The sequence below is a fragment of the Leifsonia sp. NPDC058194 genome (genome assembly GCF_042883605.1).
Lineage (GTDB): Bacteria > Actinomycetota > Actinomycetes > Actinomycetales > Microbacteriaceae > Leifsonia.
Map to the genome: position 1 here is coordinate 446,130 of NZ_JBHVVL010000002.1, position 21,987 is coordinate 468,116.

The 21,987-nt window shown below is 70.4% G+C and carries 21 protein-coding genes; 12 read left to right on the forward strand and 9 right to left on the reverse strand.

Going from position 1 to position 21,987, the window contains the following annotated elements:
- Positions 1-6 precede the first annotated feature (6 nt).
- Positions 7-1,344, reverse strand: coding sequence for an aminotransferase class III-fold pyridoxal phosphate-dependent enzyme (locus ACFVU2_RS08900; RefSeq protein ID WP_387873082.1), 1,338 nt, complete (start codon positions 1,342-1,344; stop codon positions 7-9).
- A 102-nt stretch (positions 1,345-1,446) separates the two neighbouring features.
- Here ACFVU2_RS08900 and ACFVU2_RS08905 point away from each other — a divergent pair, with 102 nt between their 5' ends.
- The 5 genes from ACFVU2_RS08905 (at position 1,447) to ispG (ending at position 6,846) form a co-directional block, all read left to right on the forward strand.
- Positions 1,447-2,418: an FKBP-type peptidyl-prolyl cis-trans isomerase gene (locus tag ACFVU2_RS08905; protein WP_387873084.1), complete on the forward strand. Its 972-nt coding sequence runs from the start codon at positions 1,447-1,449 to the stop codon at positions 2,416-2,418.
- Positions 2,418-3,509, forward strand: coding sequence for a 1-deoxy-D-xylulose-5-phosphate reductoisomerase (locus tag ACFVU2_RS08910; protein WP_387873086.1), 1,092 nt, complete (start codon positions 2,418-2,420; stop codon positions 3,507-3,509). The genes ACFVU2_RS08905 and ACFVU2_RS08910 overlap by 1 nt, the downstream gene beginning before the upstream one ends.
- A gap of 47 nt (positions 3,510-3,556) precedes the next feature.
- Complete coding sequence (locus tag ACFVU2_RS08915; RefSeq protein WP_387873088.1) at positions 3,557-4,225, forward strand: hypothetical protein; 669 nt, start codon at positions 3,557-3,559, stop codon at positions 4,223-4,225.
- A 72-nt stretch (positions 4,226-4,297) separates the two neighbouring features.
- Complete coding sequence (locus ACFVU2_RS08920; RefSeq protein WP_387873090.1) at positions 4,298-5,629, forward strand: M50 family metallopeptidase; 1,332 nt, start codon at positions 4,298-4,300, stop codon at positions 5,627-5,629.
- A 77-nt stretch (positions 5,630-5,706) separates the two neighbouring features.
- The gene (ispG, locus tag ACFVU2_RS08925) at positions 5,707-6,846 is read left to right on the forward strand and encodes a flavodoxin-dependent (E)-4-hydroxy-3-methylbut-2-enyl-diphosphate synthase (RefSeq protein ID WP_387874406.1); all 1,140 of its coding nucleotides are present in this window, start codon (positions 5,707-5,709) and stop codon (positions 6,844-6,846) included.
- A gap of 57 nt (positions 6,847-6,903) precedes the next feature.
- Here ispG and ACFVU2_RS08930 read toward each other — a convergent pair whose 3' ends face one another.
- Positions 6,904-8,334, reverse strand: a complete 1,431-nt coding sequence (locus ACFVU2_RS08930; RefSeq protein ID WP_387873091.1) for an RNB domain-containing ribonuclease — start codon at positions 8,332-8,334, stop codon at positions 6,904-6,906.
- Positions 8,335-8,393: 59 nt separating this feature from the next.
- Between ACFVU2_RS08930 and ACFVU2_RS08935 the strand changes: the two genes are divergently transcribed.
- Positions 8,394-10,160, forward strand: a complete 1,767-nt coding sequence (locus ACFVU2_RS08935; RefSeq protein WP_387873092.1) for a proline--tRNA ligase — start codon at positions 8,394-8,396, stop codon at positions 10,158-10,160.
- 23 nt (positions 10,161-10,183) lie between these two features.
- On the opposite strand, the gene ACFVU2_RS08940 is transcribed toward ACFVU2_RS08935, so the two are convergent.
- The 3 genes from ACFVU2_RS08940 to ACFVU2_RS08950 form a co-directional block, all read right to left on the reverse strand.
- Complete coding sequence (locus ACFVU2_RS08940) at positions 10,184-11,233, reverse strand: aromatic acid exporter family protein (protein ID WP_387874408.1); 1,050 nt, start codon at positions 11,231-11,233, stop codon at positions 10,184-10,186.
- Between the two features lie 15 nt (positions 11,234-11,248).
- A complete protein-coding gene (locus ACFVU2_RS08945; protein WP_387873094.1) occupies positions 11,249-12,328 on the reverse strand; it encodes a winged helix DNA-binding domain-containing protein in 1,080 nt (359 codons plus the stop codon).
- Positions 12,329-12,391: 63 nt separating this feature from the next.
- Positions 12,392-13,459: an App1 family protein gene (locus ACFVU2_RS08950; RefSeq protein ID WP_387873096.1), complete on the reverse strand. Its 1,068-nt coding sequence runs from the start codon at positions 13,457-13,459 to the stop codon at positions 12,392-12,394.
- 211 nt (positions 13,460-13,670) lie between these two features.
- Between ACFVU2_RS08950 and ACFVU2_RS08955 the strand changes: the two genes are divergently transcribed.
- The 5 genes from ACFVU2_RS08955 to ACFVU2_RS08975 all read left to right on the forward strand — a co-directional run bounded on the left by ACFVU2_RS08955 (position 13,671) and on the right by ACFVU2_RS08975 (position 17,797).
- Positions 13,671-14,327, forward strand: coding sequence for a TetR family transcriptional regulator (locus ACFVU2_RS08955; RefSeq protein WP_387873098.1), 657 nt, complete (start codon positions 13,671-13,673; stop codon positions 14,325-14,327).
- Between the two features lie 186 nt (positions 14,328-14,513).
- Positions 14,514-15,392 carry an ABC transporter ATP-binding protein gene (locus ACFVU2_RS08960; protein ID WP_387873099.1) on the forward strand — a complete coding sequence of 293 codons (879 nt, stop codon included), beginning with the start codon at positions 14,514-14,516 and terminating at the stop codon, positions 15,390-15,392.
- Complete coding sequence (locus ACFVU2_RS08965) at positions 15,389-16,075, forward strand: ABC transporter permease (RefSeq protein ID WP_387873101.1); 687 nt, start codon at positions 15,389-15,391, stop codon at positions 16,073-16,075. The genes ACFVU2_RS08960 and ACFVU2_RS08965 overlap by 4 nt, the downstream gene beginning before the upstream one ends.
- Positions 16,072-16,821: an ABC transporter permease gene (locus tag ACFVU2_RS08970; RefSeq protein ID WP_387873103.1), complete on the forward strand. Its 750-nt coding sequence runs from the start codon at positions 16,072-16,074 to the stop codon at positions 16,819-16,821. The genes ACFVU2_RS08965 and ACFVU2_RS08970 overlap by 4 nt, the downstream gene beginning before the upstream one ends.
- A gap of 49 nt (positions 16,822-16,870) precedes the next feature.
- Positions 16,871-17,797: an ABC transporter substrate-binding protein gene (locus tag ACFVU2_RS08975; RefSeq protein ID WP_387873105.1), complete on the forward strand. Its 927-nt coding sequence runs from the start codon at positions 16,871-16,873 to the stop codon at positions 17,795-17,797.
- Between the two features lie 9 nt (positions 17,798-17,806).
- Here ACFVU2_RS08975 and ACFVU2_RS08980 read toward each other — a convergent pair whose 3' ends face one another.
- The 4 genes from ACFVU2_RS08980 to ACFVU2_RS08995 all read right to left on the reverse strand — a co-directional run bounded on the left by ACFVU2_RS08980 (position 17,807) and on the right by ACFVU2_RS08995 (position 20,467).
- Positions 17,807-18,481: a DedA family protein gene (locus ACFVU2_RS08980; RefSeq protein ID WP_387873107.1), complete on the reverse strand. Its 675-nt coding sequence runs from the start codon at positions 18,479-18,481 to the stop codon at positions 17,807-17,809.
- Positions 18,478-19,068, reverse strand: coding sequence for a TetR/AcrR family transcriptional regulator (locus ACFVU2_RS08985; RefSeq protein WP_387873108.1), 591 nt, complete (start codon positions 19,066-19,068; stop codon positions 18,478-18,480). The genes ACFVU2_RS08980 and ACFVU2_RS08985 overlap by 4 nt, the downstream gene beginning before the upstream one ends.
- Positions 19,069-19,146: 78 nt before the next feature.
- A complete protein-coding gene (locus ACFVU2_RS08990; RefSeq protein WP_387873110.1) occupies positions 19,147-20,091 on the reverse strand; it encodes a M56 family metallopeptidase in 945 nt (314 codons plus the stop codon).
- Between the two features lie 7 nt (positions 20,092-20,098).
- Positions 20,099-20,467, reverse strand: a complete 369-nt coding sequence (locus ACFVU2_RS08995) for a BlaI/MecI/CopY family transcriptional regulator (protein WP_387873112.1) — start codon at positions 20,465-20,467, stop codon at positions 20,099-20,101.
- 96 nt (positions 20,468-20,563) lie between these two features.
- On the opposite strand from ACFVU2_RS08995, the gene ACFVU2_RS09000 reads away from it, so the two are divergent.
- A complete protein-coding gene (locus ACFVU2_RS09000; protein WP_387873114.1) occupies positions 20,564-21,976 on the forward strand; it encodes a cytochrome ubiquinol oxidase subunit I in 1,413 nt (470 codons plus the stop codon).
- Positions 21,977-21,987: the final 11 nt, after the last annotated feature.

A 21,987-nucleotide genomic window follows, 5' to 3' on the forward strand; every position in this document is an offset into this window, starting at 1 on the left:
TGGACCTCAGCCGAGCTTCGCCAGAGCCTCTTCGATGACCGTCGCCGCATCGTCGATCAGCTCGTCGCTGATGACCACCGACGGCAGCAGGCGCAGGACGCTGTCCCAGCTGCCGGCGTCGAGCGGGATGACGCCGTTGGCCGTCGCGTGCGCCAGCACGGCCTTCAACGCCTCCGGGTTGGGCTTCGTGGTGCCGGGGACGACGAGTTCGATGCCGAACATCGCCCCCTTGCCGCGCACCTCCCCGACGACCGCGAACCGCTCGGCCCAGTCGCCGATGCGCGCCCACAGGGCGGCCTCGACGCGTCGCGCCTCGGCGAGGAGGTCCTCGGACTCGAACGCCTCGAACACCGCGAGGGCCGCGGCGGTCGACACCGGGTTGCCGCCGAAGGTGCCGCCGATCCCGCCGGGCTGGACGGCGTCCATGATGTCGGCGCGGCCCGTGACCGCGGCCAGCGGGAAGCCGCCGGCGATGCCCTTGGCGCTCGTCACCAGGTCGGGGACGACGCCGTGGTGCTCGATCGAGTACCACGTGCCTGTGCGCCCGATGCCGGCCTGGATCTCGTCGGCGACGAAGACGATGCCGTTCTCGGTGCAGAACTCCGAGAGGCGGGCGAAGTAGCCGGGAGCCGGGATGATGATGCCGCCGTCGCCCTGGATCGGCTCGACGAAGAGCGCCGCGAGCTCGGTCGCGCCGATGTGGGTGCGGATGTAGTCGATCGTGCGTTCGGCGGCCTCCTCGCCCGTCATCCCCTCCGGGTCGCGGAACGGGTAGCTGATCGGCACGCTGTAGATCTCACCGGGGAAGGGACCCATCCCGGCGCGCTCCGGCCAGGGGCGGTACGTCATCGCCATGGTCAGGTTGGTGCGGCCGTGGAACGCGTGGTCGAGGGTCGCGATCGCGCGGCGACCGGTGAACTTGCGCGCGATCTTCACGGCGTTCTCCACGGCCTCCGCCCCGGAGTTGACGAGGATGCTGCGCTTCTCGAAGTCGCCGGGGGTGATCTCGGCGAGCTTCTCGGCGACGCGCACGTAGTTCTCGTACGGCGTCACCGTGAAGAGGGTGTGCGTGAGCTTCGCGGCCTGCTCGGCGGCGGCCGCCGCGACCGCGGGGTGGGCGTGGCCGATCGTCGTGACGCCGATGCCGCAGCCCAGGTCGATCAGGCGGTTGCCGTCCACGTCGACCAGGATGGCGCCGGAGCCCGACTCCATGTAGATGTTCGCGAGGGTCCCCGCGCCGCGGCTCACGGTCGCCTCGCGGCGGCGCTGCAGCTCCAGCGAGCGCGGGCCCGGGAGGGCGGTGACGACGTGGCGGGACTGGGGAACCGAGAATTCGCGAGTCATGCCTCCATCGTAGGCGGCGACCGGCGCGGAGCCCGCCCGGGCGGCGCGCCTCCGACCGGACTGTCAGCGGAGCCCTAGGCGGATACGGCAGACTGTTCGATCGTGCGCAGATCACTCTCCCTCCTCACCGCCGCCCTCGTGGTCGCCGGACTGGCCGCTTGCAGCTCCTCCTCCCCGGAGCCGTCCGCCACGAGCACGACGGCCGCGGCCTCGTGCCAGAACCTGAAGGCGGGCGACGCCTCGAAGGCGGTGAAGGTGGAGGGCGACTTCCGCAAGGCTCCGACCGTGACGTTCTCCACCCCGCTGAAGGCCACCGACCTCCAGCGCAGCGTCGTCATCACCGGCAAGGGGGCGGAGGCCAAAGCCGGCTCGACCGTCGACATCGCACTGGCCGCCTACAGCGGGGCGACGGGCAAGGAGCTCACCGCCGCCGCCGGATTCGACGACCAGGCCGCGCAGACCATCACCGTGGACGACAAGCAGTACGTCCCCGGGCTCGTGCGCGCTGTCGAGTGCCTGAAGGTCGGCTCCCGCGTCGTGCTCACCGGTACGGCGAAGGAGGCGTTCGGCAACGCCGACCTCACCCAGCTCGGTCTGAAGGCGGCCGACACCGTGGTCTTCGTCGCCGACCTCGTCGACCTGCCCCCGACCCGCGCCAACGGCACTCCTGTCGCGCCCAAAGCCGGCTTCCCGACCGTGAAGCTCTCGAAGACGGGCGAGCCCACGATCACCATCCCGAAGGCGGACCCGCCGACCCAGACCGAGCTCGAAGTCCTCAAGCAGGGCGACGGTGAGACCGTCCAGCCGGGCGACACGGTGACCGTGCAGTACAAGGGCGTCATCTGGCGCGACGGCGAGATGTTCGACTCCAGCTGGAGCCGCGGAGCGCCGACGTCGTTCCCCACCACCGGGGTCGTGGCCGGCTTCAAGAAGGCCCTCGAGGGCCAGAAGGTGGGCTCTCAGGTGCTCGTCGTGATCCCACCCGCGGACGGCTACGGTGACGCGGGCAACGGCGCCATCAAGGGAACGGACACCATCGTGTTCGTCATCGACATCCTGAAGACCGCGCGCTGATGACCGGGGGACCGCGGCGCGTCATCCTCCTGGGTTCGACCGGTTCGATCGGCACCCAGGCGCTCGACGTCGTCGCGGCCAACCCCGACCTCTTCACGGTCGTCGGCCTCACCGCCGGCCGCAATGCGGAGGGGCTGGCCGCGCAGGCGGAGCGGTTCGGCGTCGCGGAGACGGCGCTCGGCGCCGACGGCTCCGAGCGGCTGGTCCGCTCGGTCGAGGCGGACGTCGTGCTCAACGGGATCACCGGCTCGGTCGGGCTCGGCCCGACGCTGGCGGCGCTCGAGACGGGCGCGAGCCTGGCGCTGGCCAACAAGGAGTCGCTGATCGTGGGCGGCGAGCTGGTCAAGCAGGCCGCGGCGCCCGGTCAGATCGTGCCCGTCGACTCGGAGCACTCCGCGATCGCGCAGGCGCTGCGCTCGGGTGCGCCGCGCGAGGTGCGCCGGCTCGTCCTGACGGCGTCCGGCGGCCCGTTCCGCGGGCGCAGCAGAGAGTCGTTGCGCGATGTCACGCCGGCCGAGGCGCTCGCCCACCCGACCTGGGACATGGGCCTGGTCGTGACGACGAACTCGTCGACGCTGGTCAACAAGGGTCTCGAGGTCATCGAGGCGCACCTGCTCTTCGACGTCCCGTACGACCGGATCGACGTCACGGTGCACCCGCAGTCCGTGATCCACTCGATGGTGGAGTTCGTGGACGGCTCGACGATCGCCCAGGCGTCCCCGCCGGACATGCGCCTGCCGATCTCCCTCGGGCTCGGCTGGCCGGACCGCGTGCCCGGTGTCGGCGAGCCGCTCGACTGGACGGCGGGGCACACCTGGACCTTCGAGCCGCTCGACGGCGACGCGTTCCCCGCGGTCGCTCTGGCGAAGCGCGTCGGAATCGCCGGGTCGACGTATCCCGCGGTCTTCAACGCGGCGAACGAGCAGGCGGTCGCCGCCTTCCACGCGGGCGCGATCGGCTACCTGGCGATCCTGGAGACGGTGGAGCGCGTCGTCGACGCCCACGAGCCCGCCACGGAGCTCACCCGCGAGTCGCTCGACGCCGCGGAGCGCTGGGCCAGGTCGGCGGCGGACGCCCTGATCGCTGGCTGATAGCCTTCTCAGGAAGGGTCCGGAGGGGACCGGATTTCGGGGGTTTCGTGAAGAAGATCGTCGCGCTCGTCGGAGCGCTCGCACTCGTTCTCGGCATCGCCGGATGCACCGGCGCCGCCTCACCGGGCGCCTCCCCGTCCACGACCGCGCCCACGGCTGCGCCCGCGGTCACGGCGATCGTGATCGGTGGCGACGCGCTCCGCTTCGTCGACGCTTCCGGTGCGGAGCGGCGGATCGGGTACACCGAGCCGCTCGCCGACGTGCTGAGCGCCGTGGAGGATGCCGTGGGACCGCAGACCGGCACCACGGAGTTCCCGGCGACGAACCACACGGTCCCGGCGACGGCGCACGAATTCGGTGCCCTCACGATCACCGAGAACCACTACGAGGGCGCCGTCGACGACGACGTGCTGGTCGCACCGGTCTGGACCGTGTCGACGACGGCCGCCGCGGTCCAGGGCGTCGACATCGCGGCGTCGACCGGTGTCGCGGTCGGCTCGGCGGTTAACGACATCCCGGGGCACGCGGACGCCGACCGGCTGGACGTGGTCACGGTCGACGGCGCCGCCTCCGTGTACATCCTGGTCGAGGCGTCCCCGGGATCGGTCCTCGTCCCCGACGCCACGAGCACGGCCGTCGGCGTCCTCGCCGCGGCCTCGCCCTGGCCGGGCCCGATCACCCGGCTGAGCGCACCGTCGCAGTTCGGCGGCGCGTGACCACGCACGACGTGATCGCGCACATAGCCGGCTAGCGGCTGGCTCCAAGCTGGACAACAGTACCCTGAGTCCGTGGAAACCGTGCTCCTGTTCGTCCTCGGCGTCGTCATCATCCTGATCGGCCTCGCGCTCTCGATCGCGCTCCACGAGATCGGGCACCTGGTGCCCGCCAAGCTCTTCGGCGTCAAAGTGACGCAGTACATGATCGGCTTCGGCAAGACCCTGTTCTCGTTCCGCCGCGGCGAGACGGAGTACGGCGTCAAGGCCATCCCGCTCGGCGGCTACATCTCGATGATCGGGATGTTCCCGCCCGGCAAGGACGGCGGCGCCGGCCGCAACGCGACCACCGGGTTCATGCAGTCGATGGCGCAGGATGCGCGCACGGCCAGCGCGGAGACCGTCCTCGTCGGCGAAGAGGATCGCACGTTCTACAAGCTCGCGGTCTGGAAGCGCGTCATCATCATGTTCGGCGGCCCGTTCATGAACCTCGTGATCGCCGTCGTGCTGTTCGGTGTGCTCCTGATGGGCTTCGGGACGCCGCAGAACTCGACCACGATCGCCTCGGTGAGCCAGTGCGTGCTCCCGGCCTCCAGCACCAGCCAGACCTGCTCCGCGAGCGCCCCGCAAGGTCCCGCGGCGGCGGCCGGATTGAAGCCCGGCGACACGATCGTCAGCATCGACGGCACGCCGATCACGACGTGGGCGCAGTCCACCGAGATCATCCGCGACTCCGCCGGCCGTTCGCTCTCGGTCGTGCTGCGGCGGGACGGCGAAGAGCGCACCGTCACGCTGACGCCGACGACGAACAAGGTCGCGAAGACCGACGCGTCCGGCCAGGTCGTCAAGACCGCCGATGGAGCGGTCGCCACCTTCACGGCCGGGTTCGCGGGGATCGGCGCCGTGCAGGAGCTGGTCCCGCAGCCGATCACGTCGGTCCTGCCCGCCGTCGGCACGCAGGTCGGCGCGGTCTTCAACGTCTTCATCCACCTCCCGGAGCGCATGGTCGACATCTGGAACGCGGCCTTCGGGTCGGGGCAGCGCGACGCGAACGGCCCGATCGGCGTCGTCGGCATCGGTCGCGCCGCCGGCGAGCTCACGGCCCTCGACGGCGTCCCGGTGGTGGACAAGGCCTACACGATGGTCGGCATGCTGGCCTCCCTCAACATCGCGCTGTTCGTCTTCAACCTGGTGCCGCTGCTCCCGCTCGACGGCGGTCACATCGCCGGCGCGCTCTGGGAGGGCATCCGGCGCACGTTCGCGAAGATCTTCCGCCGCCGCGACCCGGGGCCCGTCGACATGGCGAAGCTCATGCCTCTGACCTTCGCGGTGGTGATCGTGCTGGGCGGGATGAGCGTCCTTCTCGCCTACGCGGACATCGTGAAGCCGGTCAACCTCTTCGGCTAGAGCCCGCTCCCCGGCGACGTCCAGCCCGTTCCCACCCGTCCGCGTAGGATTGTTGGGTGGCAGCAATCAATCTGGGGATGCCCAAAGTCCCCGAGACCCTCGCACCCCGTCGCAAGTCCCGTCAGATCCGTGTCGGCAAGGTCCTGGTCGGCGGCGACGCTCCCGTCAGCGTCCAGTCGATGTGCACGACGCCGACGACGAACATCAACGCGACGCTGCAGCAGATCGCCGAGCTCACCGCCTCGGGCTGCGACATCGTCCGCGTCGCCGTCCCGAGCCGCGACGACGCCGAGGCGCTCCCGATCATCGCCAAGAAGAGCCAGATCCCGGTGATCGCGGACATCCACTTCCAGCCCAACTACGTGTACGCGGCCATCGACGCCGGCTGCGCCGCGGTCCGCGTCAACCCGGGCAACATCCGCAAGTTCGACGACCAGGTCGGCAAGATCGCCGCCTACGCGAAGGCGGCGGGCGTCTCCCTGCGCATCGGCGTCAACGCCGGTTCGCTCGAGCCGAGCCTGTTGCAGAAGTACGGCAAGCCGACGGCGGAGGCGCTCGTCGAGAGCGCCGTCTGGGAGGCCAGCCTGTTCGAGGAGCACGACTTCCACGACTTCAAGATCTCCGTCAAGCACAACGACCCGATCGTGATGGTCAAGGCCTACCGCCAGCTCGCCGAGCGGGGCGACTGGCCGCTGCACCTCGGCGTGACGGAGGCCGGCCCGGAGTTCCAGGGCACGATCAAGTCGGCGACCGCGTTCGGCATCCTGCTCTCCGAGGGGATCGGCGACACGATCCGCGTCTCGCTCTCCGCCCCGCCGGCGCAGGAGGTCAAGGTAGGCCTGCAGATCCTGCAGTCGCTCAACCTGCGCGAGCGCAAGCTCGAGATCGTCTCCTGCCCGAGCTGCGGCCGTGCGCAGGTGGACGTCTACACTCTCGCGAACGATGTGACGAGCGGGCTGGAGGGCATGAGCGTCCCGCTGCGCGTCGCCGTGATGGGCTGCGTCGTCAACGGACCGGGCGAGGCCCGCGAGGCCGACCTGGGCGTCGCGAGCGGCAACGGCAAGGGCCAGATCTTCGTCAAGGGCGAGGTCATCAAGACGGTGCCGGAAGCCGAGATCGTCAAGACCCTGATCGAGGAGGCCAACCGCATCGCCGCCGAGATGGGCGACGAGGGCGGCCCGTCGGGCGAGCCCGTCGTCACCGTCGGAGCCCACTGAGCGCGCGAAGCAGCGGCCTCCCGCGCTGAGCCGAGGTGCCGACCGGCCGGCGACAGGTCAGTCGACCGCGTCGAAGCGGACGGTCCCGCTCGGGATGTCCGCCGCGACCAGGTGGACGCGCAGGCGGTCGCCCGGGCGTACGCCGTCCGGTCGCGCGAGCGAGGCGGTGACCACCGGGTCCGCGAGCTGCACGCTCACCGTGCCGTTGCGGACGGCGAGCACGGTCGCCTCGAACACCGCGCCGATCCGCGAGGCGAGCAGCGCGGCCTCCACCCGGTCGAGCGCGCCGGAGTCGAGTCGTGCCGCGAGCCGGATGGACGCCCCCATGATCGAGGGGAGCTCGCCGAGCGAGTCCCGCGCCCACACGGGCACCGGGAGTCCGGCGCAGAGCGCCTCGCAGATGACGAGGGCCCAGCGGTCCACCAGCCGGCGGAGGGGCGCCGTCGCGTGCGCGTACGGGGCCGCGATGGCGGACTGCTCGGGATCCGCGGGCGCTTCGCCGTCCATCGCGACGTAGCCGGCGCCGCGGAAGAGCCCGGCCGCGGCCTGCAGCACGGCGGCGGCCCGCGGTTCGCGGTGGTCGAGCGTGCGCAGGTACTCGCCGTAGTCCACCGCGGGCGGCCAGGGCAGGCCCAGCGCGACGGTCTGCGCTCGGAAAGCGTCGACCGCCTCCGCAGACGGCGCCGGCATCGTGCGCAGGATGCCCACCTTCGCGTCGAGCATGACGCGCGCCGCGGACATCCCCGTGAGCAGGGAGAGCTGGGCGTTCCAGTCCTCCACGGGGAGGGTGGCGCGCCGCTCGATCGCGTAGGCGCCGTCGCGGAAGACGATCTCCTCGTCGGGCCGGTTGAGGCTGGCCCCGCCGCGTGCGCGCTCCTGCTCGATCCGAGCGGGGCCCACCTGCGCCAGCAACGCGAGCGGCTCCGGCGCCGTACCGGCGTCGAGCGCCTCCTGCGCTTCGGCGTACGACCACTGACGCCGCGAGCGGATGCGGGCGCGGGCCACCGAGGCCGACACCTCCCGGCCGTCCCCGTCCAGCACGATGTCCCAGACGTACGCCCCGCGGACCGCATCGGGCAGGAGCGACCCGGCGTGCTCCCCGATGGCGCTGGGATGCAACGGCACGCGGCCGTCGGGGGCGTAGAGCGTCTGGCCGCGCCGCCGCGCCTCCTCGTCGACCGGGCCGTCCGGCGGGACGAGCGCCGGGACGTCGGCGATGGCGTAGCGCAGCCGGTGACCGTCGCCGTGGCGCTCCAGATGCAGCGCCTGGTCGAGATCCGTCGACCCGGGCGGGTCGATGGTGAGGAACGGGATGCCGGTCAGGTCCGTCACCGGGAGGTGCGGGGCGTCCGCCGCGCGCCGCGCCGCCTGTTCCACCTCCGGTGCGAACGCGTCGGGGAGCCCGAGCGACGCGCGCAGGTCGGCCAGCGAGCGGGCGAGCTCGGTCTGGGCCGCGGACGGGGCGATGGAGGTCCGGCGGTCGGGCATGGCGCCACCCTATGCCCCTCGCCGCAGGAATACTCCTCCGCGCCCCCTAACATGGAACGGTGCCTACACGCCTGACGAACTACTTCCTCCGCACGCTCCGCGAAGACCCCTCCGACGCCGAGGTCACCAGCCACCGGCTGCTGGTCCGCGCCGGCTACATCCGACGCCAGGCGCCGGGCATCTTCGCGTGGCTGCCGCTCGGCCTGCGGGTCAAGGCCCGTATCGAGACGATCATCCGCGAGGAGATGGCCGCCGCGGGCGCGCACGAGGTCCACCTCCCGGCGCTCCTCCCACGCGAGCCGTACGAGGTGACCAACCGCTGGGAGGAGTACGGCGACGGTCTCTTCCGGCTCCAGGACCGCAAGGGCGCCGACTACCTGCTGGCGCCCACGCACGAGGAGGTCTTCACTCTGCTGGTGAAGGACCTGTACTCGTCGTACAAGGACCTCCCGCTGACGATCTTCCAGATCCAGGACAAGTACCGCGACGAGGCACGGCCCCGTGCCGGCCTCCTGCGCGGGCGCGAGTTCACGATGAAGGACGCCTACTCGTTCGACGCGAGCGACGCCGGGCTCGAAGCCAGCTACCAGGCTCAGCGCGACGCGTACGAGCGCATCTTCGAGCGCCTCGGTCTGTCGTACGTCATCGTGCAGGCGGACGCCGGAGCGATGGGAGGTTCGCGCAGCGAGGAGTTCCTGCACCCGACCGTCGTCGGCGAGGACACCTTCGTCCGCTCGGACGGCGGCTACGCCGCCAACGTCGAGGCGTTCACCACCATCGCGCCGCCCGCCCGCGGCTACGAGAAGCTCACTCCCGCGGAGGTTCTGGAGACGCCGAACACCCCGACGATCCAGACCCTGGTCGATGTGGCGAACGAGAAGCACCCGCGCCCGGACGGGCGCTCGTGGACCGCGGCCGACACGCTCAAGAACGTCGTGCTCGCCCTCATCCACCTCGACGGCAGCCGCGAGCTGGTCGTCGTCGGGCTGCCCGGCGACCGCGAAGTCGACATGAAGCGCGCCGAAGTCGCCTTCGCCCCCGCCGAGATCGAGCCCGCCACCGAGGCCGACTTCGCGAAGCACCCGGGCCTGGTGAAGGGCTACATCGGTCCGTGGTCGCCCGCGGGCGCCGTGCTCGGCGAGGAGTCCGCGACCGGCATCCGCTACGTGGTCGACCCACGCGTCGTGGACGGCTCGGGCTGGATCACCGGCGCCAACATTGACGGCAAGCACGTGTTCGGGCTGGTGGCCGGTCGCGACTTCGGCTGGGACAGCGTGGTCGAGGTCGCCGAGGTCAAGGCCGGCGACCCCGCCCCGGACGGCTCCGGCCCCGTCGAGCTGGCGCGCGGGATGGAGATCGGCCACGTCTTCCAGCTCGGCCGCAAGTACGCCGAGGCGCTGGGGCTCAAGGTCCTGGACGAGAACGGCAAGCTCGTCACGGTGACGATGGGCTCGTACGGCATCGGCGTGACCCGCATCCTCGCGATCATCGCGGAGGAGAACAACGACGACAAGGGCCTGATCTGGCCCGACTCCGTCGCTCCGTTCGATGTGCACGTGGTCGCCGCCGGCCGCGATCAGGCCGCGTTCGACGTGGCCGAGCAGGCCGCCGCCGCGCTCGAAGGGGCCGGGCTGGAGGTGCTGCTGGACGACCGCCCCAAGGTCTCGCCCGGCGTCAAGTTCGGCGACGCGGAGCTCATCGGCGTCCCGCGGGTCCTCGTCGCCGGTCGCGGCGCCGCGGACGGCGAGGTCGAGCTCTGGAACCGCCGCACCGGCGAGCGTCAGACCCTCCCGCTCGCCGAGGCGATCGCCGAACTGATCGCGTAGACCCCGGAGGCCGGCGGGGCCGCTCAGGCGGCCTCGTCGTCCCCGGTGATCTCGGAGTGGATGCGCCGGAGATCCTCCACGAGCGAGCCCAGCAGCACCCAGTGCCGCGGGTCGGGCGTCGAGATCACCAGCGGAGCCGTCAGCGCCGGGATGTTGGCCGTCGCGGTCTCGGGCTCCACGATCGGGGAGTCCGGGTCCCGGCTGAGCAGTCGCAGGTCGTGCGCCGCCCGGCGCAGCTCCTCGGCGATGGCCACCATGGTCGGCTCCCCGGTGAGCCCGTCGTCGTAGTGGTCGTGGAAGGCCCGGGTCATCCCGACGGCGCGGGTGACGATGGGCTTGAGGCGGGCGAACAGGGCCTCGTCGTGGGCGAGCACCAGCCGGTGCTTGCCCTGTCGCGGGTTGAGCGTGAGGCTCTCCTCCGCGGCCGTGAGCGCGCCACCCGCCTTCGTCTCCATGGGCCGCAGCAGTCGCGCTTCGATCAGGAGCGCGTCCAGCTCGCCGGGGGTGAGCGTGCTGGTGATGGCGCGGGCGAGCCGGTCGAGGGTCGCGGCGAGCTCGTTGCCGAGCGCGAGGACGGCCGTCCGGGCCGGTGCCGTGAGCACGGGAGGGACGACCGCGATGTTCACGATCACGCCGATCACGGCGCCGACGATCGTCTCGCCGATGCGCGCGAACGCGTACTCCGGGTTGGAGGCGCCGATGGCGAGGACGAGCATCGCGCTGATCGGCACCTGGTTCGCGCTGCCCGGGGTCAGCTTGAGCACCCAGGCGAGCAGCACGGACACCACCACGGCGACCAGCACGATCCAGCTGTTCATCCCGAACGCGAGCCCCACGGCGTAGGCGACGAGCACGCCGACGATCACGCCGAGCGAGCGTTCGATGGCACGGCCGACGGACTGGTTGACGCTCGGCTGCACGACGAGCAGGGCCGCGATCGCCGCGAAGACGGGCAGCTCGCCGGGCACGATCAGGCTCGCCGCGAGCCACGCCAGGATCATGGCGACGGCGGTCTTGAGCACCTGCAGGAACGGAGTGCGGCTGGTCGCGCGGATGCTCGCGGGGAGTTTCAGTGCCACCGTCCCAGGCTAGTCCGCGTAGCGGGCGTAGGACGCCGCGGCCCGCGCGACCGCTGCGGTGCGGGTGGGGCTCGTCGCCTCGAACGGGCGCGCGTCGACCTGGTCCCCGCTGCGCCGCCACGTTCCGGCGACCCGCCCGTTCACCACGATGATGGGGGAGAAGACGCCGTTCTTGCCCGGCACCACGCGTTCGAAGTCCCGCTCGTCGATGACCGGCGCGCGATCCTGGTAGCCGAGCAGATACTCGTCGAAAGCGGGGAGCAGGCGGACCGCGTCGCGCTCGGCCCGCGTTGCAGGGCGGGCGGCCGCCTCCTCCGCCAGTTCGGCGGTGACCAGGTACGGGACGCCGTCGACGTCCAGCGTCCGTATCGCGTCGCCGAGCACCGCGACGGCGGCGCGCGCTCCGGCCACCGTGCCCTTGGTCCACCAGACGAAGTCCTTGAGCGTTGCGGGGCCATGGCCCTGCAGGTAGCGGCGCAGGTACTCGGCCACCGCTTCGTCCGGTGCCAGTTCGCGGGCACGCGAACGCGGAGCCCACTCGTCGAGCAGCACCACCGCCTGCTGGGTGCGGTGCGTCGGGCCCCAGCAGATCAGACCGGTCTGCGCCAGGTAGTACAGGAGGTGGTAACCGCGCTCGCCGCCGGTGGGAATCCCGGCGTTCTCCCACAGCTCCATCACGTCGGCGCGGCCGAGGGCGCGGCCGCCGGAGAGCGCGTCCGTCAGCAGGTCGCGGGCGCGGCTGAAATCGGGGGCTCCGAGCTCGAGCTCGCGGTGCCGGCGCGTCAGGCCGGCGAGCATGCGCTCGGTGGTGACGGCGAGCATCCAGCGCAGATCCTCCGGCGGGACGAAGTGCAGGGTGCCGCGCATGGGCCACGAGCGCACGATGCGTCCGGCGTCGAGGTCGGCGAGGACCGCCTCCCGGGAGGGGGTGAGCGTACGCAGCGCCAGCGCCCAGCAGGCGGCGGCGAAGTCCTGGGCCTGCACGGCGAGCAGACGCCGGGTGACCGCGGCGGGGTCGGGCTCGCGATCGCCGTCGATCGCGTGCGCCAGGCGGCGCATCCGGAGCAGGTCGGCGCGGCTGGCTGGCATGCCGTCAGTCTGCCGCAGCCCACCGACGGTGCCGCGCGCGCCGCGCGCGTATCCCGTGACGGCTCAGGGCAGGATGCCGAGGTCGCTCAGCTGCTCGCTCAGCCCGGCGCCGTCGGGCGCGTAGACCCAGGGCACGCCCGAGAGCTCGCTGTGCTTCTCGGCCTTCGAGCGGCCCCCCGCGAGCACGGCCTCCTGGCCCGAGAGCTGGCGGATGGCGACGCCGGTGACGTTGTCGGGATGCGCCGTCGTGAACTCGCCGTACAGCAGCTCGTCGTGCTGCCCGTCGTCGCCGATCAGCAGCCACTTGAGACCGGGGAACTCGGCGGCGAGCCGCTCGAGGCTCGTGCGCTTGTGCTCGCGGCCGCTCCGGAAGATCCGGTCGTGGGTGGGCCCCCAGTCGGTCAGCAGCAGCGGTCCGGAGGGGAAGAGATTGCGCGAGAGGAATCGGCGGAGCGTCGGCGCGACGTTCCAGGCACCGGTCGAGAGGTACACCACCGGCGTGCCGGGGTGCGTGGACGCCAGGCGCTCGAGCAGCACGGCCATCCCGGGCGTCGGCACCCGTGCGTGCTCGTCGAGCACGAAGGTGTTCCAGGCCGCGAGGAGGGGCCGGGGGAGCGCGGTCACCATCACCGTGTCGTCGACGTCGGAGATGATGCCGAACGTCGCCTTCGGGTCGACGATGTAGATCGGGGCCTCGAAAACACGGGCCGACTCCACCGTGGACATGCGGACCGTGTGCCATCCGGGAGCGAGCTGGACGGGGACGACCGTGTCGATCACGCCGCCGCGGTCGGGCCGCACGGTGTGCGTCTCGCCTTCGATCTCGATGACCACCGCCACATCCGAGACGGGGACGCTGACGAACGAGCGCCAGCCGCGGATCGACTCCTCGCGCTTGCGGTGCTTGCGCTCGGCCCTGCTGCCCGGCTTGGGCTCCTTGGCGAGCACGACGCGGCCGAGGATGCGCACCCAGGTCGGTGCGCCGTAGCCGGTGTAGGGCAGCACGGTCGCGAGATAGCCGCGCTTGCGCGCCCTCCGGGCCCGGAACTCGTGGAAAGCGTCCTCGATGCGCGCCGCGCGATGCATGATGGGCTCCACGGCGGCGCCACGCTTGTCGGGAGTTGCGGTCATAGAGGTTCAAGTCTCTCATGGAGTGCAGGATCGATTTCCACAGTCCCCAGATCTGGGGGCGATCCCTCGGCGAGTTGCAGGGGATTCCCCGCAATAAGTGAGGTTTCCCCGAATATGATCGATCCCAATGGAGTGCGCGACGCGCGGCGTCGCGCATGGGTTGGGGAACCGCAACACGTAACGTAGTCACCGGAAAGAAGGAGTTGCGATCGTGCCCATCAACGACCTCGTCGCTGGACAGAACACCGTCGGACCCGCGCTCGTGCGCACCGAGCCGATCCAGGAGCGCAGCGCCGCCCGGGTCGACGCGCTGCTGGACGCCGCCGCCGAGGTGGTCGACGAGATCGGGTTCGACCGGCTGACCACGGCGATGGTCGCCGAGCGGGCCGGCGCCTCCATCGGCACCGTCTACCGGTACTTCCCGGATCGGATCGTGCTCCTCCAGGCCCTGCGCGACCGCGCCGTGCTGCGCTACCGGCGCGCGGTCGTCGCCGCCATCCACGAGCAGCAGCCCGAGCACTGGTGGAACGCCGTCGAGGCCGCCATCGACTCGTTCGTCACGATGTTCCGCGAGGAGGCCGGGTTCCGGATCATCCGGTTCACCGACGCCGAGCGGTCGGGCGTGCCCGGCGAGGAGGTCGTCCGCGACGTCTCGTTCGCCGCTCAATTCGCCGACATCCTGGCCGACGAGTACCGCCTCCCGGCCGGCGAGGACCTCGCGTTCCGTCTCGAGATCGTCGTCGAGGTGATGGACTCGCTGATCAACCGTGCGTTCCGGGACGACCCGATGGGCGACGAGCGCTACATCGCGGAGGCCCGCATCGTTGCACGCGAGTACCTCGAGAAGCGGTACGGCAGCGAGAGCTGATCCCGCTTCGCGGGAATGTCGGTGGTCCGCGCGACGCTGACATCCATCGACGGCTGTGCTCCGAACACTCTCCGTGACGGGGAGAGCGTGTGATTTTCGCCACAAATGGACGCATCCGTTGCCAAACGGGCAGAACGCTGTTTGGGTGGAATGGATGGACTTGACCGACAGAAATGGGCCGCAGCGATGATCGAGTTCCGTTCGGTGACGAAACGGTTCCCCGACGGGACCGTCGCGGTCGACGACTTCTCGCTCGTCATCCCCTCGCGCAAGATCACCGTTCTCGTGGGTTCGTCCGGGAGCGGCAAGACGACGATCCTCCGCATGATCAACCGCATGGTCGACCCGACGAGCGGCACGGTGGAGATCGACGGTGAGGACGTCCAGAGGCTCCAGCCCGTGCAGCTGCGACGCAGCATCGGCTACGTGATGCAGAACTCGGGGCTGCTGCCGCACCGCAAGGTGGTGGACAACATCGCCACGGTCCCGCTCCTGCGCGGCGTCAAGAAGAAGGAGGCGCGTGAGCGCGCCCTCGAGCTGATGGACACCGTCGGCCTCGAACGGTCCCTCGCCGACCGGTACCCCAGCCAGCTCTCCGGCGGCCAGCAGCAGCGCGTCGGGGTGGCCCGCGGGCTCGCCGTCGACCCCAACATCCTGCTGATGGACGAGCCCTTCGGCGCCGTCGACCCCATCGTGCGCGACGAGCTGCAGAACGAACTGCTGCACCTGCAGCGGGAGCTCGACAAGACCGTGGTGTTCGTCACGCACGACATCGACGAGGCGTTCCGTCTCGGCAGCCAGGTCGTCATCTTCCGCAAGGGCGGCATCGTCGCCCAGCAGGGCACCCCGTCCGAGATCCTCGCCGACCCGGCGGACGAGTTCGTCGCCTCGTTCATCGGGGCCGACCGCGGCCGGCGTGCGCTTCACGTGGAGCAGACCCCGACCGGCTCCGTGCTGGTCGACAGCGAAGGACGGCCGGCCGGCGTGCTGACCCCGTCCGATGAGACAAAGGCCATGACCCTCCCGGTCGTGGGTGCTTCGGCGCAGGGTGAGGAAGCGTCGTGAGCTGGCTGTGGTCGAACCTCGGCCTCGTCTGGGATCTCACGGTCGCTCACGTGACGTTGAGCGTGTTCCCGATCGTCCTCGGGTTCCTGATCTCGATCCCGATCGGCTGGGTCGCGAACCGCTACCGCGCCAGTCGGGGAGTGCTGCTGACGATCGGCGGCATCCTCTACACGATCCCGTCGCTGCCGCTCTTCGTCGCGATGCCCGCCCTGATCGGCACGCAGATCCTCGATCCGATCAACGTGGTGATCGCACTGAGCCTGTACTCGCTCGCCCTGATGGTCCGCACGACCTCCGACGCCCTGGCGAGCGTGCCGGGTGACGTGCTCCAGTCGGCGACGGCCGTGGGCTTCAGCACCTGGCGGCGGTTCTGGTCGGTCGAGCTCCCGCTGGCCGGTCCGGTGCTGCTGGCGGGCCTCCGGGTCGTCTCGGTGAGCACGGTGAGCCTGGTCAGCGTCGGCTCGCTCGTCGGCGTGAGTAACCTCGGAACGATGTTCGTCCAGGGGCTGAACCAGTACAACAACGCCGAGGTCGTCACCGGCATCGTGGCGATCGTGATCATCGCCCTCGTCTTCGACCTCGCACTGGTGCTGCTCGGCAGGCTCCTGATGCCCTGGACCCGGCTCGGCACGACCAAGCGCGCGAGCCGCCGGGCCGCGCTGAAGGCGGTGACGGGCGCATGACCGACATCCTCGCGGCATTCGGCTGGGTGTTCGACCCGGCGAACTGGGGAGGCCCCAGCGGCATCGGCGCGCGACTCGGCGAGCATGCCTGGTACTCGCTGCTGACCCTGATCCTGGCCGCCGTCATCGCGCTCCCGATCGGTCTCGCGATCGGGCACACCGGCCGGTTCCGCGGGCTCGCGGTGGGCGTCTCTGGAGCGCTCCGCGCCATCCCGACCCTGGGCCTCGTCGTCTACCTCGCACTCATCACGCTCAACCTCAGCATCGTGCCGCCCCTGATCGCACTGACCATCCTGGCCATCCCGCCGGTGCTCGCCGGAGCGTACTCGGGGCTGGAGTCGGTCGACCGCCGGACGATCGACGCCGCCCGCGCGGTCGGCATGACCGAGTTTCAGATCCTCGTCAAGGTCGAGATCCCGCTCTCGCTCCCGTTGATCATCGGCGGGATCCGCTCGGCCGCCCTGCAGGTGATCGCGACGTGGACCGTCGCGGCGATCCTGCCGGTCGGCGGTCTCGGCCGGTTCCTGTTCGACGGTCTCGCCGTCCAGCGGTACGACGAGATGCTCGGCGGCTCGATCCTCGTGATCGCCCTCGCCCTCGTCACCGACGGCGTCTTCGCCCTCGTGCAGCGCCTCGTGGTGCCGCGCGGGGTCACCGCCGGAAAAGTCCAGGACGTCCGGTCGAAGGACCAGAGCCGTCCCCTCGACCCCTCCGTCGCCGACCAGCCGGTCGGAAGCGGTGTCTGACCCCCGAACCCACCAAGATCCATAGCACCCACGAAAGAGAGAAACCAACATGTTCGCATCCAAGAGAGGCCGCATCGCGGCCGGCGTGGTCGCGGCGGGAGCCCTCCTCGCTCTCAGCGCGTGCTCGTCCGGCGGCGGCGCGCTCGGCGGCAACACCTCGACCTCGTCGAGCGACAGCGTCACGATCGGCTCCGCCGCGTTCGGAGAGTCCGAGATCCTCATGCAGGTCTACGGCCAGGCCCTGGTCGCCAACGGCGTGAAGGTCAACTACAAGCCGAGCATCGGCCAGCGCGACGTCTACCTCAAGGCGCTGCAGGACGGCTCGATCGACCTCATCCCCGAGTACAGCGGCAACCTGCTGCAGTTCTACAAGAAGGACTCGACCGCCACGTCGAGCGACGATGTCTACACCGCTCTCAAGTCGGCGCTGCCGAAGGGCTACGAGGTGCTCGACCAGGCGCAGGCGCAGGACGCCGACTCGTACAACGTCACCAAGGAGTTCTCGGACAAGTGGGGCGTCACCAGCCTCGCGGACCTCTCCAAGGTGACCGAGCCCCTCACGGTGGGCGCCAACCCGGAGTTCGAGACGCGCCCCTACGGCATCCCGGGCCTCAAGTCGGCCTACGGCGTCACCGCGACGCTCAAGCCGATCAGTGACTCGGGCGGCCCGCTGACGGTCACCGCGCTGAAGAACGGCGACGTGCAGCTGGCGGACATTTACACGACGACCCCGGCCATCAAGGACAACGGCTTCGTCACCCTGAAGGACCCGAAGAGCCTGATCGCGGCGCAGAACATCGTTCCGCTGATCAACAGCTCGAAGGCGTCGTCGAAGGTCAAGGAGGTCCTCAACAAGCTCTCCGCCGAACTGACGACCGATGACCTGATCTCGATGAACAGCGAGAACCAGGGCGACAGCAAGACGGCGCCCGACGTGGTGGCCAAGAACTGGCTGAAGGACCACCCGGTCAAGTAAGAGCGGGGTTCACTCTTCGTCGTGCGGCGGCTCGGGCGACCGGGCCGCCGCACCCATGTGCGCCGCCTCGCGCTTCTGCAGGATCTTCTTCACCAGGAAGACCAGCAGGACGAAGACCGCGATGATGGCGACGAAGATGTACCCCGCCCAGTGCAGCTCGCGCGAGAGCTCGCGGTAGCTGCCGGCGGCGAGGGCGCCGACGCTCACGTAGGCGAACGCCCAGAGCACGCAGGCGGGCGCGGTCCACGCCATGAACGTCCGGTACCGCATCGGGCTCATCCCGACGGTGAGCGGGATCAGGGAGTGCAGCACCGGCAGGAACCGGGACAGGAACACGGCGATGCCTCCGCGACGGGCGAGATACGCCTCCGCCTTGTCGAAGTTGTCCTGTCCGAGGCGACGGCCCAGCTTGCTCGCCCGGATGCGCGGTCCGAACCAGCGGCCCAGGGCGAAGCCGATCGACTCGCCGCAGAGCGCGCCCACGACGACGGCCACGACCATCGCGATGTACTCCACCGGCCCGTCGACCGCCGTGCTCGCGACGAGGACGACCGTGTCCCCGGGCACCACGAGGCCGATGAGGATCGACGTCTCCAGCATGATCCCGACCCCGGCGAGCAGCGTGCGGAGGACCGGGTCGACGTTCTGGACGAGGTCGAGGAGCCAGTTGAGGGCGTCGTTCACGTGACGGGAGCCGTCCGCACGAGGCTCCAGAACGCGGTGAGGGCATCGGCCATGTCGGCCGACGGGTCCAGCATCCACTGCACCTGCATGCCGTCCGCCACGGCGATGCCGAGCCGGGCGAGCTGCTTGGCGTCGACGGCGTCGGTCATCCGCCCGGCGGCCTGCTCGGCGCGCAGGTACTGCTCCAGTCCGCCGACGATCTTCTGGTAGCGCTCGACGAAGTAGTCGTGACCGGGGTGCTCCGGGTCGGCCGCTTCGGCGGAGAGGGTGGCGTAGAGCTGGACGAGCCCCGGGACCTGCGCGTTGTGCCGGATGACGCGGACGAGCCCGTCGACCGCGTCCGTCCAGTCGTCGCCGAGCGCGGCCTCGCCGGTGTCGACCTCGTCGCGCTTGCGCAGCACCTCGGAGAAGAGCTCCTCCTTCGACGAGAAGTGATGCAGGAGCCCGGCCTGGCTGAGCCCGACCGACTCGGCGATCTCGCGCAGCGACGCGCGACGATAGCCCTTGTCGGCGAACACCTCCAGAGCGCGGGAGAGGATCTCCTCCCGTTTGGCGATTCCCTTGGCGTACGAGCCCTTCTTCGGCATAGGGACGATGCTACTGGGCCGCGCCTGGGAGAGCCGGTCGTCGGGGCCGGTGGTCGGAGCCGATGGTCTGCGCGGTCGTCAGCTGGTGAGGACCAGGACCGGCGGCACGACGACGAGCAGCACGGTGACGAGGGCGATGGTCGCACGCAGGGCCGGGCCGACGGTGCGCCGGCCGGCCGTCAGCCGCGCCTCCCGGGCGAGGAGCGCGTCGCGCCGCTGCTCGGGGGTGCGGCGGTCCTTCGGGGCGCCGAGGGCCGTGCCCGCGGTGCCGGTCTCGTCCACGATGCGGATGGCCTCGGCCAGCACCGGGTCGCCCGACGCCCGGCGCGCCGTGTCGTCGGCGAGCATCTCGAGCAGGAGCGCCACCGCATCCTGGGCGCGCGTCGCGATGGGGAACCAGGGGAGCGCGCGCTTCCAGGAGCGGAAGGCGTCGAGCAGCAGGTGGTGCTTCTGCCGCAGGTGAGTGCGCTCATGGGCGATGACCGCGTCGAGCTCTTCCGGGCTGAGGAGCGCGATCATCCCTTCCGACAAGACGGTGACGCTGCGCGCGCCTGGGAGGCAGTAGGCGGCGGGAGCCGGGTGGTCGATGACGCGGGTGCTCGGGACGTCGGGCAGCGGCGAGCTGAGAAGGCGCAGCAGCTCCATGTGCTGGTGCCGCTGGCGCCGGCTCCGCACCGAGGTGAGGGCGAGGTTGAGGAGCAGATGCGCGGTGAGCAGCACCGCCGCACTCAGCAGGAAGGCGTTCAGGAGGCTGACGCCCGACGGCAGCGGGCCGCTGAAGAGCGTCGCCGCCGCCCCGCCGATCCTGCTCCACAGGTCGTCGCCGAACGGCTGCAGCCCGGCCAGCAGCAGGGACCCGATCATCGAGATGCCACCGGCGAGGGCGATCGACTGCCACAGTGCGACCGCGAGGACCGGAGCGGCCGGCGGCCAGGTCGCACGGGCGAGCAGCAGCGGCACGGGCCACGCGAGGGCGATCGCCAGCAGCCCGAGGGCGATGGCCGTCTCGTTGACGGGGAGCACGGTCGGGTCAGGTGGTGCGCGCGTCGAGCAGGCGGCGCAGCATCTGCGCCTCCGACTCGTCGACGGTGCCGACGAAGTAGGCGAGGGCCTCGGTGCGGTCGGACGACGACTCCAGCACTTCGCGCATCAGATCGGCGACGTGCCCGGCGCGGCTGAGCGTCGCGAAGTACACGTGGGGGCGGACGTCGCGCTCGCGATCGACCATGCCCTTCTGCTCGAGCCGCGAGAGCACGGTGAGCACCGTCGTGAGAGCGGGAGTCTTGCCCTCGCCACGAGCGGCCGATAGCTTGTCGCGTAACTCGTTGGCGGTGATCGGGGCGTCGCCCGTCCACAGGGCGTCCATGACAGCCCTTTCCAGTTCTCCGAGATTCGCCACGGATCAAGAGTACCGCGAAGAGGCTGAGAATGTTCTACACTCTGTAGAAGACGCACTTCTACACCGTGTAGAAGACCGATCGAAGGGTGAGACGCCGTGCACGATCTCTTGGACCCGCTGCTGCTCTCGCGGTGGCAGTTCGGGCTCACAACGATCTACCATTTCCTGTTCGTGCCCCTGACGATCGGCGTCGTCACCGTGGTCGCGATCTTCCAGACGTGCTGGTACCGCACCGGCAAGGTGCACTACCTGCAGCTGACCCACTTCTTCGGCAAGATCTTCCTGATCAACTTCGCCATGGGCGTCGTGACGGGAATCGTGCAGGAGTTCCAGTTCGGAATGAACTGGTCGGACTACTCGCGATTCGTCGGCGACATCTTCGGCGCACCGCTCGCGCTGGAGGGCCTGCTGGCCTTCTTCCTCGAGGCGACGTTCATCGGTCTCTGGATCTTCGGCTGGGACAAGCTGCCCAGGGGGCTCCACCTCGCGACGATCTGGCTCACCGCCGCCGGCAGCATCCTCTCGGCGTACTTCATCATCGCGGCCAACGCGTTCATGCAGAACCCGGTCGGCTACACCCTGAACCCGGAGCGCGGCCGGGCGGAGCTCACGGACATCTGGGCGGTGCTCACCAACAAAGTGGCCCTCGCGGCGTTCCCGCACACGATCTTCGGCGCCTTCATGGTCTCGGCGGGTCTGATCATCACGGTCGCCGCGTGGCACCTCTCGCGCAACCAGCATCTGGAGACCATGCGGCCGGCGCTCAAGTTCAGCCTCTGGATGATGGTCGTGGCCGGCGTCGGCACCGTGCTCAGCGGCGACCAGCTCGGTCTCGCCATGGTGGAGACCCAGCCGATGAAGATGGCGGCGGCGGAGGCCTTGTACAAGACCTCGACGGGCGCCGATGCGTCGTTCTCGATCTTCACCCTGGGGACGCCGGACGGCGTGCACGAGCTGTTCTCGATCCGTGTGCCCTATCTGCTGTCGTTCCTGTCGACGCACACGCTGAACGGCACGGTCGAGGGCATCAACGACCTGCAGGCCCAGTACGTGCAGCTCTACGGGCCCGGCGACTACACGCCCACCATCTGGATCACCTACTGGGCGTTCCGCTGGATGATCGGCCTCGGCATGCTCCACGTGCTCGTCGCCGTGGTCGGCCTCTGGCTGACCCGCAAGGGCCGCATGCCGCGGCACCAGTGGCAGTGGAAGCTCGCCATCTGGGCGATGCCCCTGTCGCTCGCCGCGATGATCGTCGGCTGGATCTTCACGGAGATGGGCAGGCAGCCCTGGATCGTCTTCAGCCTCATGAAGACGGCGGACGGCGTCTCGCCCAACACCACCGGGCTCGAGGTGCTCATCTCGATCATCGCGTTCACCCTCGTCTACGGCGTCCTCGCGGTCGTCGAGTTCAAGCTGATCAAACGCGCGGCCCAGAAGGGACCCGCCCCCGTCGAGGAGCATCTCGACGAAGAGGGCAAGCACGTCCCGGTCGCGACGGTCTACTAGGAGGAGACGGA

Bases quoted from the DNA above. Each gene is read 5' to 3' on its own strand.
- ACFVU2_RS08970 (WP_387873103.1), top strand. From the start codon at position 16,072: ATGACCGACATCCTCGCGGCATTCGGCTGGGTGTTCGACCCGGCGAAC.
- ACFVU2_RS08975 (WP_387873105.1), top strand. From the start codon at position 16,871: ATGTTCGCATCCAAGAGAGGCCGCATCGCGGCCGGCGTGGTCGCGGCG.
- ACFVU2_RS08985 (WP_387873108.1), bottom strand. From the start codon at position 19,068: ATGCCGAAGAAGGGCTCGTACGCCAAGGGAATCGCCAAACGGGAGGAG.
- ACFVU2_RS08900 (WP_387873082.1), bottom strand. From the start codon at position 1,344: ATGACTCGCGAATTCTCGGTTCCCCAGTCCCGCCACGTCGTCACCGCC.
- ACFVU2_RS08945 (WP_387873094.1), bottom strand. From the start codon at position 12,328: ATGCCAGCCAGCCGCGCCGACCTGCTCCGGATGCGCCGCCTGGCGCAC.
- ACFVU2_RS08950 (WP_387873096.1), bottom strand. From the start codon at position 13,459: ATGACCGCAACTCCCGACAAGCGTGGCGCCGCCGTGGAGCCCATCATG.
- ACFVU2_RS08960 (WP_387873099.1), top strand. From the start codon at position 14,514: ATGATCGAGTTCCGTTCGGTGACGAAACGGTTCCCCGACGGGACCGTC.
- ACFVU2_RS08930 (WP_387873091.1), bottom strand. From the start codon at position 8,334: ATGCCCGACCGCCGGACCTCCATCGCCCCGTCCGCGGCCCAGACCGAG.
- ispG (WP_387874406.1), top strand. From the start codon at position 5,707: ATGCCCAAAGTCCCCGAGACCCTCGCACCCCGTCGCAAGTCCCGTCAG.
- ACFVU2_RS08910 (WP_387873086.1), top strand. From the start codon at position 2,418: ATGACCGGGGGACCGCGGCGCGTCATCCTCCTGGGTTCGACCGGTTCG.